The 19,124-nt window shown below is 73.6% G+C and carries 21 protein-coding genes; 14 read left to right on the forward strand and 7 right to left on the reverse strand.

Translation table 11 applies throughout. The features are described from left to right. Window positions 1-98: 98 nt before the first annotated feature. Window positions 99-1,892 carry a bifunctional metallophosphatase/5'-nucleotidase gene (locus BLU95_RS21465; RefSeq protein WP_093861451.1) on the forward strand — a complete coding sequence of 598 codons (1,794 nt, stop codon included), beginning with the start codon at window positions 99-101 and terminating at the stop codon, window positions 1,890-1,892. 111 nt (window positions 1,893-2,003) lie between these two features. Here the strand turns inward: BLU95_RS21465 and BLU95_RS21470 are convergent, their stop codons facing one another. From BLU95_RS21470 to BLU95_RS21490, 5 genes are all read right to left on the reverse strand, one after another. Then, window positions 2,004-3,503, reverse strand: a complete 1,500-nt coding sequence (locus BLU95_RS21470; RefSeq protein ID WP_502689737.1) for a sensor histidine kinase — start codon at window positions 3,501-3,503, stop codon at window positions 2,004-2,006. Further along, complete coding sequence (locus tag BLU95_RS21475; RefSeq protein ID WP_093861452.1) at window positions 3,500-4,276, reverse strand: response regulator transcription factor; 777 nt, start codon at window positions 4,274-4,276, stop codon at window positions 3,500-3,502. The genes BLU95_RS21470 and BLU95_RS21475 overlap by 4 nt, the downstream gene beginning before the upstream one ends. A gap of 57 nt (window positions 4,277-4,333) precedes the next feature. Next, window positions 4,334-5,563: a S1C family serine protease gene (locus tag BLU95_RS21480; RefSeq protein WP_093861453.1), complete on the reverse strand. Its 1,230-nt coding sequence runs from the start codon at window positions 5,561-5,563 to the stop codon at window positions 4,334-4,336. A 106-nt stretch (window positions 5,564-5,669) separates the two neighbouring features. Beyond that, window positions 5,670-6,716 carry a LacI family DNA-binding transcriptional regulator gene (locus BLU95_RS21485; RefSeq protein ID WP_093861454.1) on the reverse strand — a complete coding sequence of 349 codons (1,047 nt, stop codon included), beginning with the start codon at window positions 6,714-6,716 and terminating at the stop codon, window positions 5,670-5,672. 146 nt (window positions 6,717-6,862) lie between these two features. Continuing rightward, window positions 6,863-7,597 carry a response regulator transcription factor gene (locus tag BLU95_RS21490; RefSeq protein WP_093861455.1) on the reverse strand — a complete coding sequence of 245 codons (735 nt, stop codon included), beginning with the start codon at window positions 7,595-7,597 and terminating at the stop codon, window positions 6,863-6,865. Between the two features lie 683 nt (window positions 7,598-8,280). On the opposite strand from BLU95_RS21490, the gene BLU95_RS21495 reads away from it, so the two are divergent. From BLU95_RS21495 to BLU95_RS21520, 7 genes are all read left to right on the forward strand, one after another. Next, a complete protein-coding gene (locus BLU95_RS21495) occupies window positions 8,281-8,580 on the forward strand; it encodes a MoaD/ThiS family protein (protein WP_093861456.1) in 300 nt (99 codons plus the stop codon). Between the two features lie 5 nt (window positions 8,581-8,585). After that, window positions 8,586-10,274, forward strand: a complete 1,689-nt coding sequence (locus BLU95_RS21500; RefSeq protein ID WP_093861457.1) for a hypothetical protein — start codon at window positions 8,586-8,588, stop codon at window positions 10,272-10,274. 239 nt (window positions 10,275-10,513) lie between these two features. Beyond that, window positions 10,514-11,230 carry an LmeA family phospholipid-binding protein gene (locus BLU95_RS21505; RefSeq protein WP_159424966.1) on the forward strand — a complete coding sequence of 239 codons (717 nt, stop codon included), beginning with the start codon at window positions 10,514-10,516 and terminating at the stop codon, window positions 11,228-11,230. Between the two features lie 225 nt (window positions 11,231-11,455). Further along, the gene (locus tag BLU95_RS45585; RefSeq protein ID WP_350517234.1) at window positions 11,456-11,536 is read left to right on the forward strand and encodes an Ms5788A family Cys-rich leader peptide; all 81 of its coding nucleotides are present in this window, start codon (window positions 11,456-11,458) and stop codon (window positions 11,534-11,536) included. A 257-nt stretch (window positions 11,537-11,793) separates the two neighbouring features. Beyond that, a complete protein-coding gene (locus BLU95_RS21510) occupies window positions 11,794-12,627 on the forward strand; it encodes a sulfurtransferase (protein ID WP_093861459.1) in 834 nt (277 codons plus the stop codon). A gap of 40 nt (window positions 12,628-12,667) precedes the next feature. Continuing rightward, complete coding sequence (locus BLU95_RS21515; RefSeq protein ID WP_093861460.1) at window positions 12,668-12,958, forward strand: DUF1416 domain-containing protein; 291 nt, start codon at window positions 12,668-12,670, stop codon at window positions 12,956-12,958. Between the two features lie 69 nt (window positions 12,959-13,027). After that, the gene (locus tag BLU95_RS21520) at window positions 13,028-13,306 is read left to right on the forward strand and encodes a DUF3099 domain-containing protein (protein WP_093861461.1); all 279 of its coding nucleotides are present in this window, start codon (window positions 13,028-13,030) and stop codon (window positions 13,304-13,306) included. A 15-nt stretch (window positions 13,307-13,321) separates the two neighbouring features. Here BLU95_RS21520 and BLU95_RS21525 read toward each other — a convergent pair whose 3' ends face one another. Continuing rightward, window positions 13,322-13,690 (reverse strand): DsrE family protein, encoded by a 369-nt coding sequence (locus BLU95_RS21525; protein WP_093861462.1) that lies wholly within the window; start codon window positions 13,688-13,690, stop codon window positions 13,322-13,324. Between the two features lie 273 nt (window positions 13,691-13,963). Here BLU95_RS21525 and BLU95_RS21530 point away from each other — a divergent pair, with 273 nt between their 5' ends. The 3 genes from BLU95_RS21530 (at window position 13,964) to ygfZ (ending at window position 16,116) form a co-directional block, all read left to right on the forward strand. Then, window positions 13,964-14,566: a heme-binding beta-barrel domain-containing protein gene (locus BLU95_RS21530; RefSeq protein WP_093861463.1), complete on the forward strand. Its 603-nt coding sequence runs from the start codon at window positions 13,964-13,966 to the stop codon at window positions 14,564-14,566. A 103-nt stretch (window positions 14,567-14,669) separates the two neighbouring features. Continuing rightward, complete coding sequence (locus BLU95_RS21535) at window positions 14,670-15,134, forward strand: Fur family transcriptional regulator (RefSeq protein WP_093861464.1); 465 nt, start codon at window positions 14,670-14,672, stop codon at window positions 15,132-15,134. 19 nt (window positions 15,135-15,153) lie between these two features. After that, window positions 15,154-16,116, forward strand: a complete 963-nt coding sequence (gene ygfZ / locus BLU95_RS21540) for a CAF17-like 4Fe-4S cluster assembly/insertion protein YgfZ (RefSeq protein WP_093865033.1) — start codon at window positions 15,154-15,156, stop codon at window positions 16,114-16,116. A gap of 61 nt (window positions 16,117-16,177) precedes the next feature. Here ygfZ and dtd read toward each other — a convergent pair whose 3' ends face one another. Then, window positions 16,178-16,618, reverse strand: a complete 441-nt coding sequence (dtd, locus tag BLU95_RS21545) for a D-aminoacyl-tRNA deacylase (protein ID WP_030397548.1) — start codon at window positions 16,616-16,618, stop codon at window positions 16,178-16,180. A 524-nt stretch (window positions 16,619-17,142) separates the two neighbouring features. On the opposite strand from dtd, the gene BLU95_RS21550 reads away from it, so the two are divergent. From BLU95_RS21550 to BLU95_RS21560, 3 genes are all read left to right on the forward strand, one after another. Then, window positions 17,143-17,724: an RsiG family protein gene (locus BLU95_RS21550; RefSeq protein ID WP_231977722.1), complete on the forward strand. Its 582-nt coding sequence runs from the start codon at window positions 17,143-17,145 to the stop codon at window positions 17,722-17,724. Window positions 17,725-17,799: 75 nt separating this feature from the next. Continuing rightward, window positions 17,800-18,756, forward strand: a complete 957-nt coding sequence (locus BLU95_RS21555) for an asparaginase (RefSeq protein WP_093861465.1) — start codon at window positions 17,800-17,802, stop codon at window positions 18,754-18,756. 134 nt (window positions 18,757-18,890) lie between these two features. Beyond that, a complete protein-coding gene (locus BLU95_RS21560; protein ID WP_093861466.1) occupies window positions 18,891-19,106 on the forward strand; it encodes a dodecin in 216 nt (71 codons plus the stop codon). The last annotated feature ends 18 nt before the right edge of the window (window positions 19,107-19,124 follow it).

The raw sequence follows: 19,124 nt of genomic DNA on the forward strand, positions 1-19,124 counted from the left end.
CGCGTTGACCCTAGGCTGCACTCGCGCAACGACACTCGTCTCGCGCGCCCGGGCCTGTCCACAGCTGGGCGCTCTCACAGGTGCAGGGGACCCCCTACATGCTCTCCGTCAGAACCCGACGGTCTGCGTTGGCCGTCGTCGCCGCCGGCGGCCTCGTCGGCACGGTGGCCATGCCGTCCGCGGCCCAGGCCGCGACCGCCAAGAAGCCCAAGACCGTCAACCTCCAGTTGCTGGCCATCAACGACCTGCACGGCAACCTGGAGCCCCCGGCCGGTTCCTCCGGCACCATCCGGGAGATCGACCCGGTCACCGGCCAGCCGGTCAACACCCCGGCCGGCGGCATCGAGTACCTGGCCACCGCGCTGCGCCAGGCCCGCATCCCCGCGGACGACTCGATCACCGTCGCCGCCGGCGACCTGGTCGGCGCCTCGCCGCTGACCTCCGCGCTGTTCCACGACGAGCCCACCATCGAGGCGCTGGACAAGCTCGGCCTGGACGTCACCTCGGTCGGCAACCACGAGTTCGACGAGGGCTCCGCCGAGCTGCTCCGGCTCCAGGACGGCGGCTGCCACCCGACCGACGGCTGCTACGAGGAGGGGCGCACGTTCAAGGGCGCCAACTTCAACTACCTCTCGGCCAACGTCACCAACGAGAAGACCGGCAAGCCGCTGCTGGCCCCGTACTGGGTGACCAAGTCGCAGGGCGTGAAGGTCGGCTTCATCGGCGTCACCCTGGAGGGCACGCCGAACATCGTGACCGCCGAGGGCGTCAAGGGCCTCAAGTTCGCCAACGAGGTCAGCACGATCAACAAGTACGCCGCCGAGCTGAAGGCCAAGGGCGTCAACTCGATCGTCGCGCTGATCCACGAGGGCGGTCTGCCGGCCAGCAGCACCTACAACTACGACTGCGGCGCGGCCGGCGAGGGCATCTCCGGCCCGATCGTCGACATCGCCAAGAAGATCGACCCGGCGGTCGGCGCCATCGTCACCGGCCACACCCACAACGCGTACTCCTGCACCATCCCCGACCCGCAGGGCGTGCCGCGTTCGGTGACCAGCGCCGCCTCGTTCGGCCGGCTGTACACCGAGATCGACCTGAAGCTCGACAAGACCACCGGCGCGATCGTCCGCCCGTCGGTCAAGGCCGAGAACCACATCGTGCGCCGGACCGTCGAGAAGGCTCCGGACATGACGGAGCTGATCTCGCACTACTCCAAGCTCGCCGCCCCGATCGCCAACCGTCCGCTGGGCTACATCGCCTCGGACATCAACGGCCGTGGCAACAACGACCCGGAGAAGCCGCTCGGCGACGTCATCGCCGACGCCCAGCAGGCCGGTCTCGCGGCCGCCGACAAGGGCGGCGCGCAGGTCGCCTTCATGAACCCCGGCGGCATCCGCTCCGACCTGGTCTACAAGCAGAGCGGCGCCGAGGGCGACGGCGTGGTGACCTACGGCGAGGCGTTCACCGTCCAGCCGTTCACCAACATGATGCAGGTCAAGACGCTGACCGGGGCCCAGCTGATCCAGCTGCTGCAGCAGCAGGTGAGCGGCTCCAACGACGCCTCGCCGAAGATCCTGCAGCCGTCCAAGGGCCTCACCTACACCCTGGACATGCGCAACAAGGGCGCCGACCGGGTCGTCGTCGACTCGATCCGCCTGAACGGCGCGCCGGTCGACCCGGCCGCCAAGTACCGGGTCGCGGCCAATGAGTTCCTGGCCGGCGGCGGCGACGGCTTCCCGGCCTTCGCGGCCGGTACCGACAAGCTCGTGGGCGCCTCCGACCTGGACGTCTTCGCCGCCTACCTCGGTGCCAACAGCTCGGCCGCCGCGCCGCTGAAGGCGCCGGCGCAGGACCGCATCAAGGTCATCGGCCCGGGCAGCGTCCTCGACTAGTCGAGGGTCGCTGGCCGTGAGCCGGCCGGGGCGGGGCGCTGTCGGGGCGCCCCGCCCTTTTTTCGTGCCCTCTTCGTGCCCGCGTCCAGGTCCGGCGGTCGGCGCCCGGTCTCACTCGGGGGAGGGGCCGCCGGGCAGCCGCACGGTGGCCAGCGCGCCCGGGCCGCCGTCCTGCGCCGGTCCGAGCGACACCTCGCCGCCGGCCTCCCGGACGGTCTGCGCGACGATCGACAGGCCGAGGCCGGAGCCGGGGAGCTGGCGCGAGGACGGGGAGCGCCAGAACCGGTCGAAGACGTACGGCAGCTCGTCCTGCGGGATGCCGGGACCGTGGTCGCGGACGGTCAGCACGCCCCCGTCGAGCCGGACCGCGATGGTGCCGCCGGGCGGGCTGTACTTGACCGCGTTGTCCAGCAGGTTGATCACCGCCCGCTCCAGTCCGGCGGCGTCGGCGTGCACGAACCAGGGCGCGGTGGAGGTCTCGAAGACCAGCGCCGGGCCGCGCAGCTTCGCGCGCTCGACGGCCCGTTCGGCGATCTCGTGCAGGGCCACCACGGAGAGCGTGCGGACCGGCTTGGGGGAGTCCGGGCGGGAGAGCTGGAGCAGGTCGCCGATCAGCACGGTGAGCTCCTGCATCTGGGCCTTCATGTTGCCGAGCAGCTTGGTGCGGGTGGCGGGCGGCAGCGGCCGGCCCGTGTCGTCGCTGCGGATCAGCAGATCGACGTTGGTGCGCAGCGAGGTGAGCGGGGTGCGCAGCTCGTGGCCCGCGTCGGCGATCAGCCGGGTCTGCCGTTCGCGGGAGTTGGCGAGCGCGGTGCTCATGGAGTTGAACGAGGTGGAGAGCCGGGCGATCTCGTCGTCGCCCTGGACCGCGATGGTGGTGCCGACCTCCTCGGTGCGGGCGATGTGCTCGACGGCGTCGGTGAGCTGGTCGACCGGCTTGAGCGCGGAGCGGGCGACGAGTCGCCCGGCGACGGCGGCGAGGATGATGCCGCCCAGGGCGACGCCGCCGAGGACGAAGGCGAGCTGGCGGAGGGATTCGTCGACGGCCTTGGTGGGAGCGGCAACCATGACCAGTGTGGGTTGGCCGGTGTCCAGCCGGGCGCCGGAGATTCTGATCATGGCTGGATCGCCGTTGGTGTAGTGGCCGTCCCGGATCAGGAAGTGGTTCGGGTCGAGATCCAGCGCGCGGACGTCACCGGGGTCGAGGACCATGGCCCGGGTGGCCATCGGGGGCAGACAGACCAGGGACGACTGGCCGACGATGACGACGAATTGGGTGTCGCGGGGCGCCGAGATGTTGGTGGGTGGGAGCTGGGGCGATGTCTGGACGTTCTTCAGAGCTGCCTGTGGTGTGGCGGCGCAGTCCTTGAGGTTGGGACGGGGCAGCGGTCCGCGCACGTCCTCCAGATCGCTGCGGACCACGCTGTACATCCGCTGCTCGACGATGAACCAGCAGGCCAGTGCCGAGGCGGCGATCGCGACCGCGACCGCCGCCGTGGTGAGGAAGGTGAGCCGGCTGCGCAGGGAGCGGGCGCGGTACCAGGTGGTGAGGCGGCCGCGGCGCGGGATGCGCGGCGGGGTGAGCGGCGGCGGCGGGACGGTGGGGCTCACGCCGCGGTGCCGGCGGCCGGGCGGAGTGCGTAGCCGACCCCGCGGACGGTCTGGATGACCCGGGGCAGGCCGCCCTGCTCGGTCTTGCGGCGCAGGTACATCACGTACACGTCCAGCGAGTTGGAGGAGGGCTCGAAGTCGAAGCCCCAGACCGCCTTGAGGATCTGCTCCCGGGTGAGCACCTGGCGGGGGTGGGCGAGGAACATCTCCAGCAGCATGAACTCGGTGCGGGTCAGTTCGACCGGCCGGCCGGACCGGGTGACCTCGCGGGTGGCGGTGTTCATCCGCAGGTCCGCGAAGGCCAGGACGTCGGTCTCCTCCTCGACGGCCGCCGCCCGGGCGGCGGCCTCGTTGGCGAGCGCGTTGCGCCGCAGCAGGGCGCGCACCCGGGCGAGCAGCTCGTCGAGTTCGAAGGGCTTGGCGAGGTAGTCGTCGGCGCCCACGTCGAGGCCGGTGACCCGGTCGCCGACGGCGTCGCGGGCGGTGAGCATCAGCACCGGGACGGTGTCGCCGCGGGAGCGCATCCGGCGGACGGCGGTGAGGCCGTCCATCCGGGGCATCATGATGTCGAGCAGGACGAGGTCCGGCCGGTCGCGTTCGACGGATTCGAGGGCCTCGTAGCCGTCGGTGGCGGTGGCGACCTCGTAGCCCTCGAAGACGAGGCTGCTCTCCAGGGCGTCCCGGAGGGCGGGTTCGTCGTCGACCACGAGGAGCCGGGCGGTGCTCTGCTGCCCGGGCTCGGCGGGGGTGCGGTCGTCGGCGGACGGGGTCATCGGCGGTTGCCCTTTCTGGTGGCGGGAGGCCCTGCTCGGGTCAATTGTCGGACGTGCTCAGACGTTCTGGCCGGACTGCAGCCGGGGCAGCACCTGCTTGATGTCGTCGATCGGGATGGCGAAGCCGAGGCCGACGCTGCCGGCCCCGGTGCCGCCGGCGGTGGCGCTCGATCCGCTCGGCGAGTACATGGCCGAGTTGATGCCGATGACCTGCCCCGAGGCGTTGATCAGCGGGCCGCCGGAGTTGCCCGGGTTGAGCGCGGCGTCGGTCTGGAAGGCCTGGTAGGTGGCGGTGCTGCCGCCGCTCTGCGGGGCGTTGCCGCGCAGGCCGGGCAGGTTGGGGAGGCCGAAGCCGCCGTTGCCGCTGGTGGTGCCCTCGTCGAGCTGGACGGTGACCTCGCGGTGCTCGGCGCTGATGATGCCGGAGGTGACGGTGCCGGTGAGGCCCTCGGGGTTGCCGATGGCGACGACCGGGTCGCCGACCGAGACGGCGGAGGAGTCGCCGAGCACGGCGGGGGTGAGCTGCTTGGCGCCGCTCGCGGTGATCACGGCGGCGTCCAGGCTCTTGTCGGTGCCGGTGAGGGCGGCGCCGGCGGTGGAGCCGTCGTGGAAGGTGACGGTGATCCGGCCGCCGTCGGCCGCGCCGGAGACCACGTGGTAGTTGGTGAGGATCTGGCCGCCGGCGGTGAGGACCACGCCGGTGCCGGTGGCGGTGCCGTTCGCGGTCTGCACGGTGATCTGGACGACGCTGGGCGAGACGGCGGCGGCGACGGCCGCGACGTCGGCGCTGCCGTCGGAACGGGCGGCGACCGGGCTGGCGACGGTGCCGGTGCGGCTCACGGAGCCGTGGTCCTGGGCGGCGACGACGCCGCCGGTGACGCCGCCGAGCACGGCGGCGACCGCGGCGACGGCGGTGACCAGGGCGAGCCGTCCGCGCAGCAGGCCGCGCCGGGCCCGGTGGCCGGGGCCCCCGGACGGGGCCGGGCCGGCCGGCTCGGGCGGGAACGGCGGGAGCGGGGGAGGGGGCGGGGTGCCGGCGGCGGGGTGGGCGGCGCTGCCGTACCCGGCGCTGCCGTGTTCGGTGCTCGCGTACGCGGTGCTCGGGTCCCCGGTGCTCGGCTCCCCGGCGTTCGCGTACGCGGTGCTCGCGTCCCCGGTGCGCTCGTACCGGCTGCCGCCGAGCACGGTGCCCGGGATGATCCGGTCCCGGGAGGGCCCCGCCGGGGGCTCGGACGGTCCGTCGTGGGGGCCGTCGGTGCGGTGCTGCCACTGCTGGTGATCGCTCATGGCGACCAACGTCCGCCCGGTGGATGAGAATCCGGTGAGAGTGCGCTCAGAAGGGTCCGAGAAGCCCGTTGACTTCTCATAAAGCCTGGTCAGGCGCAGGCCCGGCCTAGGGGTTGTCGCCGTCCGGGGAGCAGCCGCAGGAACGCCGTACGACCAGGCGCGACGGGAACTTGCGGACCCGCTCGGTGTCCGAGCCGGGCACCATCAGCGAGTCGTCCAGGACGAGGTCCACCGCGGCCCGGGCCATCGCGTCGCGGTCGGAGGCGACGGTGGTCAGCGGCGGGTCGGCGAGCGCGGCCTCCGGCACGTCGTCGAAGCCGGCCACGGCGAGGTCCTCCGGCACCCGCAGGCCCACCTCGCGGGCGGCCCGCAGCACGCCGATGGCCTGGTCGTCGGTGGAGCAGAAGATCGCCGGCGGGCGGTTCCCGGAGCGCAGCACGCCGAGGGCGACCTCGTAGGCGCCGTAGCGGTGGAAGGGCGCGTCGATCAGGTGCGGTTCGGTCGGCAGGCCGTGCGCGTCCATGGCGCGCTGCCAGCCCTCGACGTGGTCGATGACCGGGTCGCCGGGGGCGGGGGACTCGACCGGGCCGCCGAAGCAGGCCACGTACGGGTGCCCGTGCACCTCCAGCAGGTGGCGGACGACGGTCTCGGCGCCGCCCACGTCGTCGGTGACCACCGCGACGTCGTCGATCGCCTCGGGGCGGCGGTGCAGCAGCACGACCTTGGCCCCCTCCATGGCGGCGAACTCCTCGGCGGCCCGCTGGGAGGGGCCCTGGCTGACCAGGATCAGGCCGGAGACCCGCATGCCGAGGAAGGCGCGGACGTAGTGGACCTCGCGGTCGTCGACGTAGTCGGAGTTGCCGATCAGCACCAGCTTGCCGCGTTCGGAGGCGGCCCGTTCCACGGCGTGCGCCATCTCGGCGAAGAACGGCTGGCGGGCGTCCGGGACGACCATGCCGATGAGGTTGGTGCGGCGGGAGGCCATCGCCTGCGCGACGCTGTTCGGCCGGTAGCCGAGCTGCTCGATCGCGGCGAGCACCTTCTCCCGGGTGGCGGGCGCGACCGGCCGCGGCCCGTTGTTGATCACGTAGCTGACGACCGCGGTCGAGGTACCAGCCAGTCGGGCTACATCGTCGCGCGTCACTTTGGCCACGGGGGGAGTCTACGCGTGTGGCGTGCGGCGGGGCAGTGGGGATCGCCCCCGGCCAGGGGCGATCGTGCGGCGTCCGCCGGACGGGGTGGGGCGAATCCGGACAGGCCGGGCCGGGCGGCGCGGAGTGGTCCCGCCCGGCCCGCCGGTCAGGCTTCCAGGACCGTCGCGGGGCGCCGGGCGGCCTGGTCGGGACGCTCGCCCTTGTCCGGCTTCTCCGGGACGACGAAGCGGTAGCCGACGTTGCGGACGGTGCCGATCAGGCCCTCGTGCTCGACGCCGAGCTTGGCCCGCAGCCGTCGGACGTGCACGTCGACCGTCCGGGTGCCGCCGAAGTAGTCGTAGCCCCAGACCTCCTGCAGCAGCTGCGCCCGGGTGAAGACCCGGCCGGGGTGCTGGGCGAGGTACTTGAGCAGCTCGAACTCCTTGAAGGTGAGGTCGAGCACCCGGCCCTTGAGCTTGGCCGAGTAGGTCGCCTCGTCGACCGAGAGGTCGCCGTTGCGGATCTCCATCGGGCTGTCGTCGGTGGTCACCTGGAGCCGCCCGAGGGCCAGCCGCAGCCGGGCCTCGACCTCGGCCGGGCCGGCGGTGTCGAGCAGGACGTCGTCGATGCCCCACTCCGCGGTGACGGCGGCGAGGCCGCCCTCGGTCACCACCAGGATGAGCGGGCAGCCGATGCCGGTGGAGCGCAGCAGCTGGCAGAGGCTGCGGATCTGCGGCAGGTCGCGCCTGCCGTCCACCAGGATGACGTCGGCGCTGGGGGTGTCGACCAGGGCGGCACCCTCGGCGGGCGCCACCCGGACGCTGTGCAGCAGCAGGCCGAGCGCGGGCAGTACCTCCGCGGAGGGCTGCAGCGCGTTGGTGAGGAGGAGCAGAGAACTCATACCCGGTAGTCCCCTTTCCGGGTCGTCGCGGTCGCGTTCCGGCTGCCGCCACAGCCGGATGGCGCACGTGCTGGTGAGGGGGAGGAGGGGGACGCCGGGCGGGAACCGCCGGACCCGACGGCGCGGACGGCGGAACGGGGCACGTGCCGGGGGTCCCGCAACCCGCGATGCACCGTTTCTGCCCTGTTCATCCCGCGAACCTTCCGGTCCTGGCCCGTCCCGGGCGGCGGCCCGGAGCCGGGGTTGTCCGACGCCCCTGCCGGGTCCGGCACGTCGTTGTGCCGTGCGTGGCGGGGGCGGTTCCCGCGGACCGCCGGGGGTGGGCCGACGATTCGCAAGAACGTCCGTACTGGCGTCCTGAAAGCACAAAAGGACCCGGGGGCGACTCTGCCCGGATCCCTCAGGGGTCGAGGATAGCCGACCGGTCCCCGGGCCGGGAGGGCTCCGACCCGGCGGTTCGGCCCTTTCGGGGCCCGCCCCGGGTGAGTCCCGCCACAGCTTCGCGACGGCGCCGCCGGGGACCGGGCCAGGGCGATTGCCGCTCGTGCGGGCGAACACGCCATCATGGGACGCACATCGGCGGCACCGTGCGCGTACACCTTTCGGGCGAGGCGCGGACACCTCCGGTGGTGGACCCGGCCGGGGTACCCGGGAACGGGCGAGGACGACGAGAAGGGGTTGCCATGGGCGCGACCACCGGGCACGACCCGGCGGCCGCCGTTCGGGTGAGCGGAACCATCCGCTACTGGGCGGCGGCGAAGTCGGAGGCCGGGCTGGCCGAGGAGCCGTACCTGGCGGCGACCCTGGCCGAGGCGCTGGCGGAGGCCAAGGCGCGGCACGCCGACCGGCCGAAGCTGGTCCTGCTGCTCGGCCACTGCTCCTACCTGGTGGACGGTTCGCCGGTGGGCGGCCGTGACCACACGACGGTGGCACTCAGCGAGGGCGGCACCGTCGAGGTCCTCCCGCCGTTCGCGGGCGGGTGAGCGGCATGACCGGGACGAACGGGACCCCCGAGGGCCGGCCGCGGCAGCACCCCCAGCAGCCGCCGCAGCAACCGCAGCAACCGCAGTACCCGTACGGGCAGCCGCCGCAGCTGCAACAGCAGCCGGGGCAGTCCGGGCCGGGGCAGGCGCGGCCGCAGCAGCCGGGGGCGCAGGGGTACCACCCGCAGCAGCCGCCGTATCCGTACGCCCCCCAGCAGGGGTACGCGCCGGATCCCTATGCGCAGCAGGGGCTCGCGGCGCAGCCGCACGCCCCCGGGGCGGGCGCACCGTCGTACGGCGGACCGTCGGCGCAGCCGGCGGGGTACCCGCAGCAGCAGCCGTACGGTCAGCAGGCCTACGGTCAGCAGCCGTACGCGCAGTCGCCGTACGGGGCGGGGCCGGGCGGCGGTCCGGCCGTGGACGACGCCGCGACGGCGTTGCTGCCGCCGGTGCCGCCGCTGGACGACGCCGCGACGGCGCTGCTCCCGCCGGTGCCGCCGCTGGACGACACCGCGACGGCGCTGCTCCCGCCCGTGCGGGTGTCCGGTGCGGTGCCGCCCGGCCACGCCCAGCCGCAGCCGCAGACCCGGCCGCAGCCCCGGGCCCGGCACGGCCGGCCGCAGGGCCAGGCCCCGGCCGGTGCCCCGTACGGTCAGGGCCCGGCGCGGGACCGCGCCCCGTCCCACCCCCAGGCCCCGATGCAGGCGCCGGCCCAGGCCCAGGCCCAGGCGCCGGTGCCGGACCAGGGGCAGGGCCTGGACCAGCCGACCATGACCCTGAAGCGCCCGGAGCCGCCGGCCCCGGTGCTGACCGACCCGGCCGCCGCCCGCGCGGCCAGGGCGGCCCGCGCCGCGCAGAACCCGCACGCGGCACCCGGTGGCCCCGGCGCCCCCGTGGCGCCGGCCGCGCCGTTCACCGCCCCGGCGCCTGCCCCGGCCCCGGCCCCGGCCCCGGTCCGGGCCGCGGCCCCGGCGGCGCCCGCCGTCCGGACCGGTTCGCCGATCAACGACCCCGGCCTCCAGCCGGCGCTGATCACGGCCGGCGCCGCCGCCCTGCTGGCCGGTGGCGCGGCGCTCGGCCAGATCCCGCTCGCCCTGGTCCTGGTGCTGCTCCAGGGCCTGACCGCGGCCGGCTGGTTCCGGCTGAACGGCATGTGGCCGGCCCGGCAGGGCATCGCGCTGGCCGCGCTGTCCGGCGTGGTGGCCGACGCGGCGGTGCTGCTGGCCGACGGGGACGGCGGCATCGCCGCGGTGGTCGGCACGCTCGGCGGGTTCTTCCTGCTGGTCCTGGTGCTGCAGACGTTCCGGCCGGCCGATCCGAAGGAGCGGTTCTACGCGCTCACGGTGCTCGGTTCGGCCACCGTGGTGACGGTGCTCTGCACCGCGCTGCTGCTGGCCGACTGGGTGCCGGCCGCGGTCGGGGCGGTCGCGCTGGCGACGCTGCTGGCGGCCGCGCCGCTGCCCGGGCCGAAGTGGCTGGGACCCCTGCTGGGGCTGCTCGCGGCGGTCGGGCTGGGTCTCGCGGTCGGCGCCCCGCCGGCGCTGGGCGCGGCGGCCGGTCTCGGCGCGCTGATCGGTCGCCGGGTGGCGGGGTACGACTTCCCGTCCCGGTTCGTGCACATGACGGCCGGCGTGGCGCTGCCGCTCGCCGTCGCGGCGCCGCTGGTGTGGATCGCCACGGACCTGCTCGGCTGACCGCGGCCGCCGCGGCGGCCTTCCCCACGGCGTCCCGCTCCGGAACCATGCTCCGGGGCGGGACGTCGTACGGTCGTGCGGAGCGGTCGTACCGGAGTGCCCGGATCCGCCGCCGCGAGCACCGACCGCGGCACGACCGGAGTACGACCGCGGTGCGGGGACGGTGGCGGACAGCGCACCGGAACGAACGACAGCGAACGACAGCGAACGACGGCGACCGGCGACGACGGGGGAGAGCGATGCGCGGCTGGCTGAAGGCGACGATCGGCCTGGTGGTGCTCTCGGGGGTGCTGGTGGGCGCCGACCGGATAGCCGTGGGGGTCGCCGAGGACGAGGCGGCCGACCAGATCCTGAAGAGCGGCCGGATGAGCCAGAAGCCGCACGTGTCGATCGAGGGCTTCCCGTTCCTCACCCAGGTCGTCTCGCAGAAGCTGGACGATGTGCGGATCTCCGCGGACGGGCTGACCGTCGGCGAGGGCAAGGACAAGGTCGCGCTGCACTCCTTCTCGGCCAGACTTTCCGGTGTCGAGGTCAGCGACAACATGAGCAGCGCCACCGTGGACACCGGTTCCGGTTCGGGGCTGATCGACTACGCGGACCTGTCGCGGCTGCTGCCGCCGGCCTCGGAACTGGTGCCGAACGCGGGCCGGCTCTCGCTCGGCGCCAACACCAGGCTGACCCTCTCCTACGGCGGGCCGGGCAAGGTCAAGGCCTCGCTCGGGCCGTTCCCGGTCGGCGAGGCCTCGGTGCACAACAAGGGGAACACCGTGACGGTGGACGGCTTCCGGATGAGCGCGATGGCCTCGTTGCTCGCCGGGGTGTCCGACCAGGCCATCGACCCGATCAGCTTCACCCTCTCCGCGCTGCCCGCCGGGTTGAACCTCGCCTCGGTGACACCGCAGGAGGAGGGCTTCCGGCTGGCCTTCGACGGCAAGGACGTCAAGCTCATCGGCTGACCGGACCCCGCCGTCCACCGTTCCGCTCCGCGAGACGCGCTGTCCAGCGCCGGTCGCGGAGCGGTGCTGTTCCCGCCCCGGGACCGGCCCCCGGGGCCCCCTCGTCCGGGCCGTGGCCGGTTCCGGACGCCCATGAGAGGGTCAAATCCCAGCATTCGAGCGATCTGATCTCGGTATTCGATACGCTGATGACAGCGGGCGCCGGGTGTCCCTAGCATCGTTGGCATGAAGCGACAGACGGACCTCACGAAGCGGCGGGCGGTAGACCTGTGCCGCGTGGCCGCCTGTCTGTGTCGAATGCGCTGACTCGGCGTCCTGGCAGGGCAGTTGCCGCCCGCCGCCGATTTCTCCGGTGACCTGTGCCGGCCCCTCGGGCCGGGCGCGGCCGCCCTGCTCCGCACCTCTCGCCCGCTCGCACCGCACGCCGCCGCATGTCCCAGTATTCGGACAGGAATTCGGACCGGCGTCCGGCGGGCGGCCGCACCCCCGCTGCGCCGCAGCACCCGAAGCAGCCACCAGCAGCACCACCTTCCGCAAACCGCCCCCGGATGGAGAACATCACCATGAGCCGCAGCGACGTCCTGGTCGACGCCGACTGGGTCCAGGCCCGCCTGGACGACCCGAAGGTCGTCATCGTCGAGGTCGACGAGGACACCTCCGCCTACGACAAGAACCACATCCGCAACGCCGTCCGGATCGACTGGAAGTCCGACCTCCAGGACCCGGTCCGCCGCGACTTCATCGACCAGGCCGGCTTCGAGGCGCTGCTCAGCGCCAAGGGCATCGCCAACGACGACACCGTCGTCCTCTACGGCGGCAACAACAACTGGTTCGCCTCGTACGCCTACTGGTACTTCAAGCTGTACGGCCACGGTGACGTCCGCCTGCTCGACGGCGGCCGCAAGAAGTGGGAGCTCGATTCCCGCGACCTGGTCTCCGAGGTGCCGCAGCGCGCCGCGACCGAGTACACGGCGCAGGCCGTCGACTCCTCGATCCGCGCCTTCCGCGACGACGTGATCGCCGCCATCGGCACCCTCAACCTGGTCGACGTCCGCTCGCCCGACGAGTTCTCCGGCAAGCTGCTCGCCCCGGCCCACCTCCCGCAGGAGCAGTCGCAGCGCCCCGGCCACGTGCCCTCCGCGCGCAACATCCCGTGGGCGAAGAACGCCAACGACGACGGCACCTTCAAGAGCGACGACGAGCTCAAGGCCCTGTACGAGGCCGAGGGCGTCGACCTGGCGAAGGACACCATCGCCTACTGCCGCATCGGCGAGCGCTCCGCGCTCACCTGGTTCGTCCTGCACGAGCTGCTCGGCCAGGAGAACGTGAAGAACTACGACGGTTCCTGGACCGAGTACGGCAGCCTCGTCGGCGTGCCGATCGAGCTCGGCAACTGAGCCGCCCGCTCCACCCGTAAGGCTGAAGGGAAGACAAGACATGTGCGGTGCGAAGGCCGGTGGGCCGGACCTGGCAGGAGTTGACGTGGCGAACGAGACGATCATCCAGGGTTCCGTGACCCGCGACGGCGAGCCGGTCAACGGCTACGTCCGACTGCTCGACGAGGGCGGCGAGTTCACGGCGGAGGTGCCCACCTCGGCGACCGGCCAGTTCCGGTTCTTCGCCCGCCCGGGCAAGTGGACCCTGCGGGCGCTCGTCCCGGGCCAGACCGTGGACCGCCAGGTGGTCGCCTCCCAGGGCAACCTGACCGAGGTCGCGATCGCGGTCTGACCGTCCACGACGGACCGGCGTCACCGAGGGCCCCTGCCGTGCGGGGGCCCTCGGGCATACCGTGGAGGTGTGCAGGCACGCCGGCGACACCGCTACTACTTCGCCATGATGGGCGTCTGCCTCGGGCTGTTCGTGCTGGCCTGGGGCGTCGTGCGGTTCTGGTCCGTCCCGGCCGCGATCGGCATGTGCGTGGTCGCGATGGTGATCCCGCCGGTCGCGGCGGTGTTCGCCAACCGGCGGGACCCCGAGGACGACTGGTGGGACGACCCGCGCTGGGAGGACCCGAAGTGGGACGAGCCCGGCCACGACCGGGACCGCCCCGACCGGGACCGCCCCGACGGGCGGTGAGGACCCGCGCCGGCCTCAGTAGACGAGCGCCTGCACGCCGTCGGCCATGATCTCGCTGACGAAGACCTGGGCGCCCGCGATCCGGACGCCCTCGACGGTGTCCTTCTGCTCGATCCCGCGCCGCACCGCGCACTGGGTGCAGAGGGTGACCGTGCCGGCCGCCAGGACCGACTCCAGCAGGTCCGGCAGCGGGGCCGCGTGCGGCAGCTCGAACCCGGCCGCGCGCCCCGGAAGGGCGAACCAGGACGACTCCCCGGTCAGCCAGAGCGAGACCTCGACCCCGCTGGCGACGGCGACCGCCGCCACCGTGAACGCCTGCGAGCACCGCTCCGGCGCGTCCGCTCCGGCGGTGACCTTGATGACGAGCTTCTTCTGAGACGACATGCCCGACACACTAGATCGCCGACGTGGTGGGGCTCACCGAGACCCGTCCGGGCCCGCCGGATAGAGTGAGCGGCAGCAAAATCCACACACTGTCGCCGCCCTGGGAGCCCCCCGTGTCCGGTCTGGAAATCTTCTTCGACGGTCTGCTGGCCCTCATGGCCGTGCTGATCACCTGGTTCGCCGTCTTCTCGGTGATGAAGCTGTACCAGGGCCAGCGCTGAGCGACTGCCGTACGGTTGAAGTGATCCCGCACCGACGACAGCGACCAGGAACATGATCGAGATCCCCTCTGACCTCCACAAGGACGTCGTCCCGCTGGCCTTCCTCCTCGGCACCTGGGAGGGCGCGGGCGTCTACGCCCCCCTGCCGGGCTCGGAGGGCCAGGACACCGAGAAGTGCAACTTCGGCCAGGAGATCGTCATCCGCCACGACGGACGGCCCTTCCTGGAGTTCCGCTCCCGCACCTGGGTGCTGGACAACGAGGGCGAGAAGGTCCGTCCGCTGGAGAACGAGCACGCCTTCTGGCGCGTGACCAGCAACCAGCACGGCGCCAGCGGTGCCCGCGGGATCGAGATCTCCTCCGTCCGCGACGACGGCACGGTGGAGATCTGGTACGGCGAGCTGGCCGACGGCAAGCCGCAGATCGACGTCTCCACCGACGCGGTCGCCCGGATCGAGGGCTCCCCGGAGTACTCGGGCGGCAAGCGGCTCTACGGCTTCGTCAACGAGGAACTGCTCTGGGTCGGCGAGAAGGCCGCCCCCAACGTCCCGCTGCGCCCGTACATGTCCGCCCAGCTGAAGAAGGTGCTCTCGCCGGCCCAGCTGATCAAGGACATCAACGACCTGCCGGACGACGGCATCGCGTTCTTCAAGTAGGAAGCACGCGGCGTCCGCCGAGGCGCACAGGTGGAGGGACCGGCCCGTCGGCCGGTCCCTACACTTGTTCCAGGACCCCCGACGTTTGGCAGGGAACAGGACCGTGGCGGACACCGGCACCACCGACTGGCAGCTCTCCGGCGACTGGAAGGCCGACCTGCGCGAGCGCGGCTACCGGCTCACCCCGCAGCGCCAGCTCGTCCTGGAGGCGGTCGACGCGCTCGACCACGCCACCCCGGACGACATCCTCTGCCACGTCCGGCAGACCGCCAGCGGCGTCAACATCTCCACCGTCTACCGGACCCTGGAGCTGCTGGAGGAACTCGGCCTGGTCTCGCACGCCCACCTCGGCCACGGCGCCCCGACCTACCACCTGGCCGGCCGCCACCACCATCTGCACCTGGTCTGCCGGGACTGCGAGAAGGTCACCGAGACCGGCACCGAGATCGCCCAGCCGCTGATCGACAGCCTGCGCGTCGCGCACGGTTTCGACACCGACCTCAAGCATTTCGCCATCTTCGGCCGCTGCGCCGACTGCTCCGCGAAGCGCGCCGCCGAGCGGCCGTAAGCTTGCCGGTATGACCGGTCTGAAGAGCCCGCTGCTTGCGCTGCCCGGAGCCGTCCCCGCCGAGGGCGCCGACGAGGGCGTCGCCGCCCACTACGGCGACCTCTTCCGCGAGCAACGGAGCCTCGCCCGGGGGTCCGGCTTCGTCGACCTCTCGCACCGCGGGGTGCTCACCGTCACCGGCGACGACCGGCTGAGCTGGCTGCACCTGCTGCTCACCCAGCACGTCAGCGCGCTGCCGTCGGGGCAGGCCACCGAGGCGCTGGTGCTCTCGCCCAACGGGCACGTCGAGCACGCCCTCTACCTGGTCGACGACGGCACCACCACCTGGGCGCACGTCGAGCCGGGCACCCAGCAGGCGCTGATCGGCTACCTCGAGAGCATGAAGTTCTTCTACCGGGTCGAGGTGACCGACGCGACCGCCGACTTCGCGGTGGTCCACCTGCCGGCCGGCTCGACCGCCTCCGCCGAGGGTGCGGCCGCCGTCCGCGAACTGACGTACGGGCGGGACCTCTTCCTGCCGCGCGCCGAGCTCGCCGCGCTGACCGCGGGGTACGGCCCGGCGGCGGGCGTGTGGGCGTACGAGGCGCTGCGGATCGAGGGCCACCGGCCGCGGCTCGGTTTCGAGACCGACCACCGGACCATCCCGCACGAGGTGGACTGGCTGGCCACCGCCGTGCACCTGCAGAAGGGCTGCTACCGGGGGCAGGAGACGGTGGCCCGGGTGCACAACCTGGGGCGGCCGCCGCGCCGGCTGGTCTTCCTGCACCTGGACGGCACCGAGGAGGTGCTGCCCCCGCACGGAACCGAGGTGCGGCTCGCCTCGGACCCGCAGGGGCGGTCGCTCGGCTTCGTGACCTCCTCGGCGCGCCACCACGAGCTCGGGCCGGTCGCGCTGGCCGTCGTGAAGCGGAACGTGCCGGTGGACGCGGTGCTGCTGGCCGGCACGGTGCCGGGGACGCAGGACGTGATCGTCCCGCAGTAGCGGCAGTAGCGGCAGTAGCGGCAGTCCGGCGGGGTCCGGCGGGACCGGACCCGGCCGGGGATCAGACCTCGACGAGGACGGTGAACGGGCCGTCGTTCACCAGCGCCACCTTCATGTCGGCGCCGAAGCGGCCGGTCTCGACCTCGGCGCCGAGCGCGCGCAGCTGGGCGACCACCTCGTCCACCAGCGGCTCGGCGACCGGGCCGGGCGCGGCGGCGTTCCAGGTGGGGCGGCGGCCCTTGCGGGCGTCGCCGTAGAGCGTGAACTGGCTGATGACCAGCAGCGGCGCCGCGATGTCCGAGCAGGACCGCTCGACCCCGTCCCCGTCGGCGGGCAGCAGCCGCAGGGTCCACAACTTGCGGGCGAGCTGGGCCGCCTTGGCGGGGGTGTCGTCGTGGGTGACGCCGACCAGGGCGCAGAGCCCGGGCCCCTCGATCGCGCCGACGGTCTCGCCGGCCACCGTCACCCGGGCCTCGCTCACTCGCTGCACCACTGCTCGCATGCGGTCATTCTGCCGGAGGCGGTGGGGGCGCGAGCAGGCCCCCCAGGGGCGCCTGTCGGCCTGGCGTGCGCCGGGTAGCGTGCGCCTGCGCGCTCCTTGGCGCCGCTCCTGCTGCGAAAAGCTTCGGTCGTATCAGCCACCCCTCTTCGCCAGGGGGCCGTTCGGGTGCACGGGCGGTGCGGCGGCGGCGGGCGGGGTGGCACGCTGGGGGACCGTACAAGGGCGGAGCCGGCCGTCCGCCGCGTCATGCGGGGGGAGGCCGGGCACGTCCGTGGTCCGGGGCGCCGAAGGTCCGCCGCGCCGGGCCCGGTTCGGCCGGGCGGTCGAGCCGGTAGGTCAGGCGTTCTGGTCGTGTCGCCCCGGTGGGTGGCCACGGCCGGGGGAGGGAACCATCGCGGGCGTCCGGGCGTGCCTCCGGACGGGAACGCGCCGACGGCGCGCGCGGCGGTGACGGGCCGGACCGGCGGCAGGCGACGGGGTGCCGCGAGCGGGCGGGATCGGGACGACGGCAGGTGGGTTGGTTGATGGACGCGATCGGCACGGCACAGGACCGGTACGGACGGGCGCCGGAGGAGCCCGGCTCCGGACCGGACCTCGAAGGGCTGGGCCTGGACCAGCTGCGGATCCTGCGCCGGGAGACCCTGGAGCAGGAGGAGGACCTCTCCTACCTGCGGCGGCTGCTGCACGGCCGGATGGACATCCTGCTGGCCGAGCTGGACCGCCGGCCCGACGGCGGCGCGGCCCGTCCGGCCGACCCGGCGGAGCCGGCCGGCGCCCTGCTGGAACGGCTGCCGGCGATCCTGACGGACGCGGCGCCGACCGTCCGCCGCTCGGCCCGGCATGTCACCCTGGGGCCGCCGCGGGGACAGCAGTCCCAGCTGGAGGCGGACACGCTGATGGGGGACGTGCAGCTGGCCGACCTGGCGGCGCACCCGGCGGCGGAGCTGCTGGCGGCGCTGGAACGGCTGCGCGCGCACGAGCGCGAGGTGTCCGGGCGGCGGCAGCGGCTGCTGCGGACGGCGGACGGCTGCAACGCCGAAATCACCCGCAGGTACCGTGATGGGGAAGCACGGGTCGAGGACCTGCTCGCAGGCGGCCCGCTCTGATCGGACGAGGCACCCGGGGTGGGGACGGGCCCGGCTCGCCCCCGGCCCACCCTCACCTCCGGAAGGCTCTTCGCCATGTCCAACCCCGCCCTGCCCGTGCTCGCCGAGGTCGTCCGCTCGGGCTTCGTCGAGGGCCGGCACCACGGCTCGCTGGTCCTGCTCGCCGCCGACGGCTCGGTCGAGTTCGCCCTCGGCACGCCGGACGCCCCGGTGTTCCCCCGCTCCTGCGCCAAGCCCTTCCAGGCGGTGGCGACCCTGCGGGCCGGGCTGGCGCTGGAGGGCGAGCTGCTGGCGCTGGCGGCGTCCAGCCACTCGGCAGAATCGTTTCACCTCGCCGGTGTGCGGCGGATACTGGCCGATGCCGGCCTCGACGAGACCGCGCTGCGGACCCCGGCCGACCTCCCGCTGGACGAGACGGAGGCCGAACTCCACCTGCGCTGGGGCGGCGACCACGAGCCCGTGCTGATGGACTGCTCCGGCAAGCACGCCGGCTGGCTGGCCGCCTGCGTGGCCAACGACTGGCCCACCGACAGCTACCTCGACCCGGCGCACCCGATCCAGCGGCTGGCCCAGGAGGCCCTGGAGGAGGCCGTCGGCGAGACCTCCGCGCACGCCGGGGTGGACGGCTGCGGCGCGCCGCTGCTGGCCGTCAGCCTGACCGGCCTGGCCCGCGGCTACCGCTCCCTGCTGCTGGCCGGGCCCGGCACCCCGCAGCGCCGGGTCGCCGACGCGATGCGGGCGCACCCCGAGTACGTGGCCGGCACCCGCCGCGCCGACACCCGGCTGATGCGCGCGGTGCCGGGCGCGCTCGCCAAGATGGGTGCCGAGGCGGTCCAGGCGGTCGCGCTGCCGGACGGCCGGGCGCTCGCCTTCAAGATCGAGGACGGTGCGGAGCGGGCCCGCGGCCCGGTGCTCGCCGCCGCCCTGCGCCGGCTCGGGGTCACCACCGGGGACGGCACGATCGACCGGATCGCCGCCGCGCCGCTGCTGGGCGGCGGGATCCCGGTGGGCGAGGTGCGCGCGACCTTCTGACGGACGGTTCCCGGGGCGGGGCGTCGCGCCCCGCCCCGAGGCACCTCTCTCCGTCCGGCGGTTGCCGGAGTGCGGACGGGCGGGGCCCGGTGCACGGTGGACCGGGGGCCGTCGCACAGCTGAGGGAGTCCGTCATGAGCGAGCACGTGTACCGGGTGACCGAGATCGTCGGGTCCTCGACCGAGAGCATCGACGCCGCGATCCGCAACGGCGTGGAGCGGGCCTCCCGGACCCTGCGCAACCTCGACTGGTTCGAGGTCACGCAGGTCCGGGGCCATCTCGCGGACGGCGGGATCCAGCACTTCCAGGTCGGCCTGAAGATCGGCTTCCGGCTCGACGAGGAGAGCTGACGGCGCCGGGGCGCCGCC

This window comes from Streptomyces sp. TLI_053 (assembly GCF_900105395.1).
Taxonomy (GTDB): domain Bacteria; phylum Actinomycetota; class Actinomycetes; order Streptomycetales; family Streptomycetaceae; genus Kitasatospora.

Excerpts from the sequence above, each read along its gene's own strand:
- BLU95_RS21465 (WP_093861451.1), top strand. The coding sequence starts at position 99 with ATGCTCTCCGTCAGAACCCGACGGTCTGCGTTGGCCGTCGTCGCCGCC.
- BLU95_RS21475 (WP_093861452.1), bottom strand. The coding sequence starts at position 4,276 with ATGACCCCGTCCGCCGACGACCGCACCCCCGCCGAGCCCGGGCAGCAG.
- BLU95_RS21480 (WP_093861453.1), bottom strand. The coding sequence starts at position 5,563 with ATGAGCGATCACCAGCAGTGGCAGCACCGCACCGACGGCCCCCACGAC.
- BLU95_RS21490 (WP_093861455.1), bottom strand. The coding sequence starts at position 7,597 with ATGAGTTCTCTGCTCCTCCTCACCAACGCGCTGCAGCCCTCCGCGGAG.
- BLU95_RS21495 (WP_093861456.1), top strand. The coding sequence starts at position 8,281 with ATGGGCGCGACCACCGGGCACGACCCGGCGGCCGCCGTTCGGGTGAGC.
- BLU95_RS21500 (WP_093861457.1), top strand. The coding sequence starts at position 8,586 with ATGACCGGGACGAACGGGACCCCCGAGGGCCGGCCGCGGCAGCACCCC.
- BLU95_RS21505 (WP_159424966.1), top strand. The coding sequence starts at position 10,514 with ATGCGCGGCTGGCTGAAGGCGACGATCGGCCTGGTGGTGCTCTCGGGG.
- BLU95_RS45585 (WP_350517234.1), top strand. The coding sequence starts at position 11,456 with ATGAAGCGACAGACGGACCTCACGAAGCGGCGGGCGGTAGACCTGTGC.
- BLU95_RS21510 (WP_093861459.1), top strand. The coding sequence starts at position 11,794 with ATGAGCCGCAGCGACGTCCTGGTCGACGCCGACTGGGTCCAGGCCCGC.
- BLU95_RS21515 (WP_093861460.1), top strand. The coding sequence starts at position 12,668 with ATGTGCGGTGCGAAGGCCGGTGGGCCGGACCTGGCAGGAGTTGACGTG.
- BLU95_RS21525 (WP_093861462.1), bottom strand. The coding sequence starts at position 13,690 with ATGTCGTCTCAGAAGAAGCTCGTCATCAAGGTCACCGCCGGAGCGGAC.
- BLU95_RS21530 (WP_093861463.1), top strand. The coding sequence starts at position 13,964 with ATGATCGAGATCCCCTCTGACCTCCACAAGGACGTCGTCCCGCTGGCC.
- dtd (WP_030397548.1), bottom strand. The coding sequence starts at position 16,618 with ATGCGAGCAGTGGTGCAGCGAGTGAGCGAGGCCCGGGTGACGGTGGCC.
- BLU95_RS21550 (WP_231977722.1), top strand. The coding sequence starts at position 17,143 with ATGGACGCGATCGGCACGGCACAGGACCGGTACGGACGGGCGCCGGAG.
- BLU95_RS21555 (WP_093861465.1), top strand. The coding sequence starts at position 17,800 with ATGTCCAACCCCGCCCTGCCCGTGCTCGCCGAGGTCGTCCGCTCGGGC.
- BLU95_RS21560 (WP_093861466.1), top strand. The coding sequence starts at position 18,891 with ATGAGCGAGCACGTGTACCGGGTGACCGAGATCGTCGGGTCCTCGACC.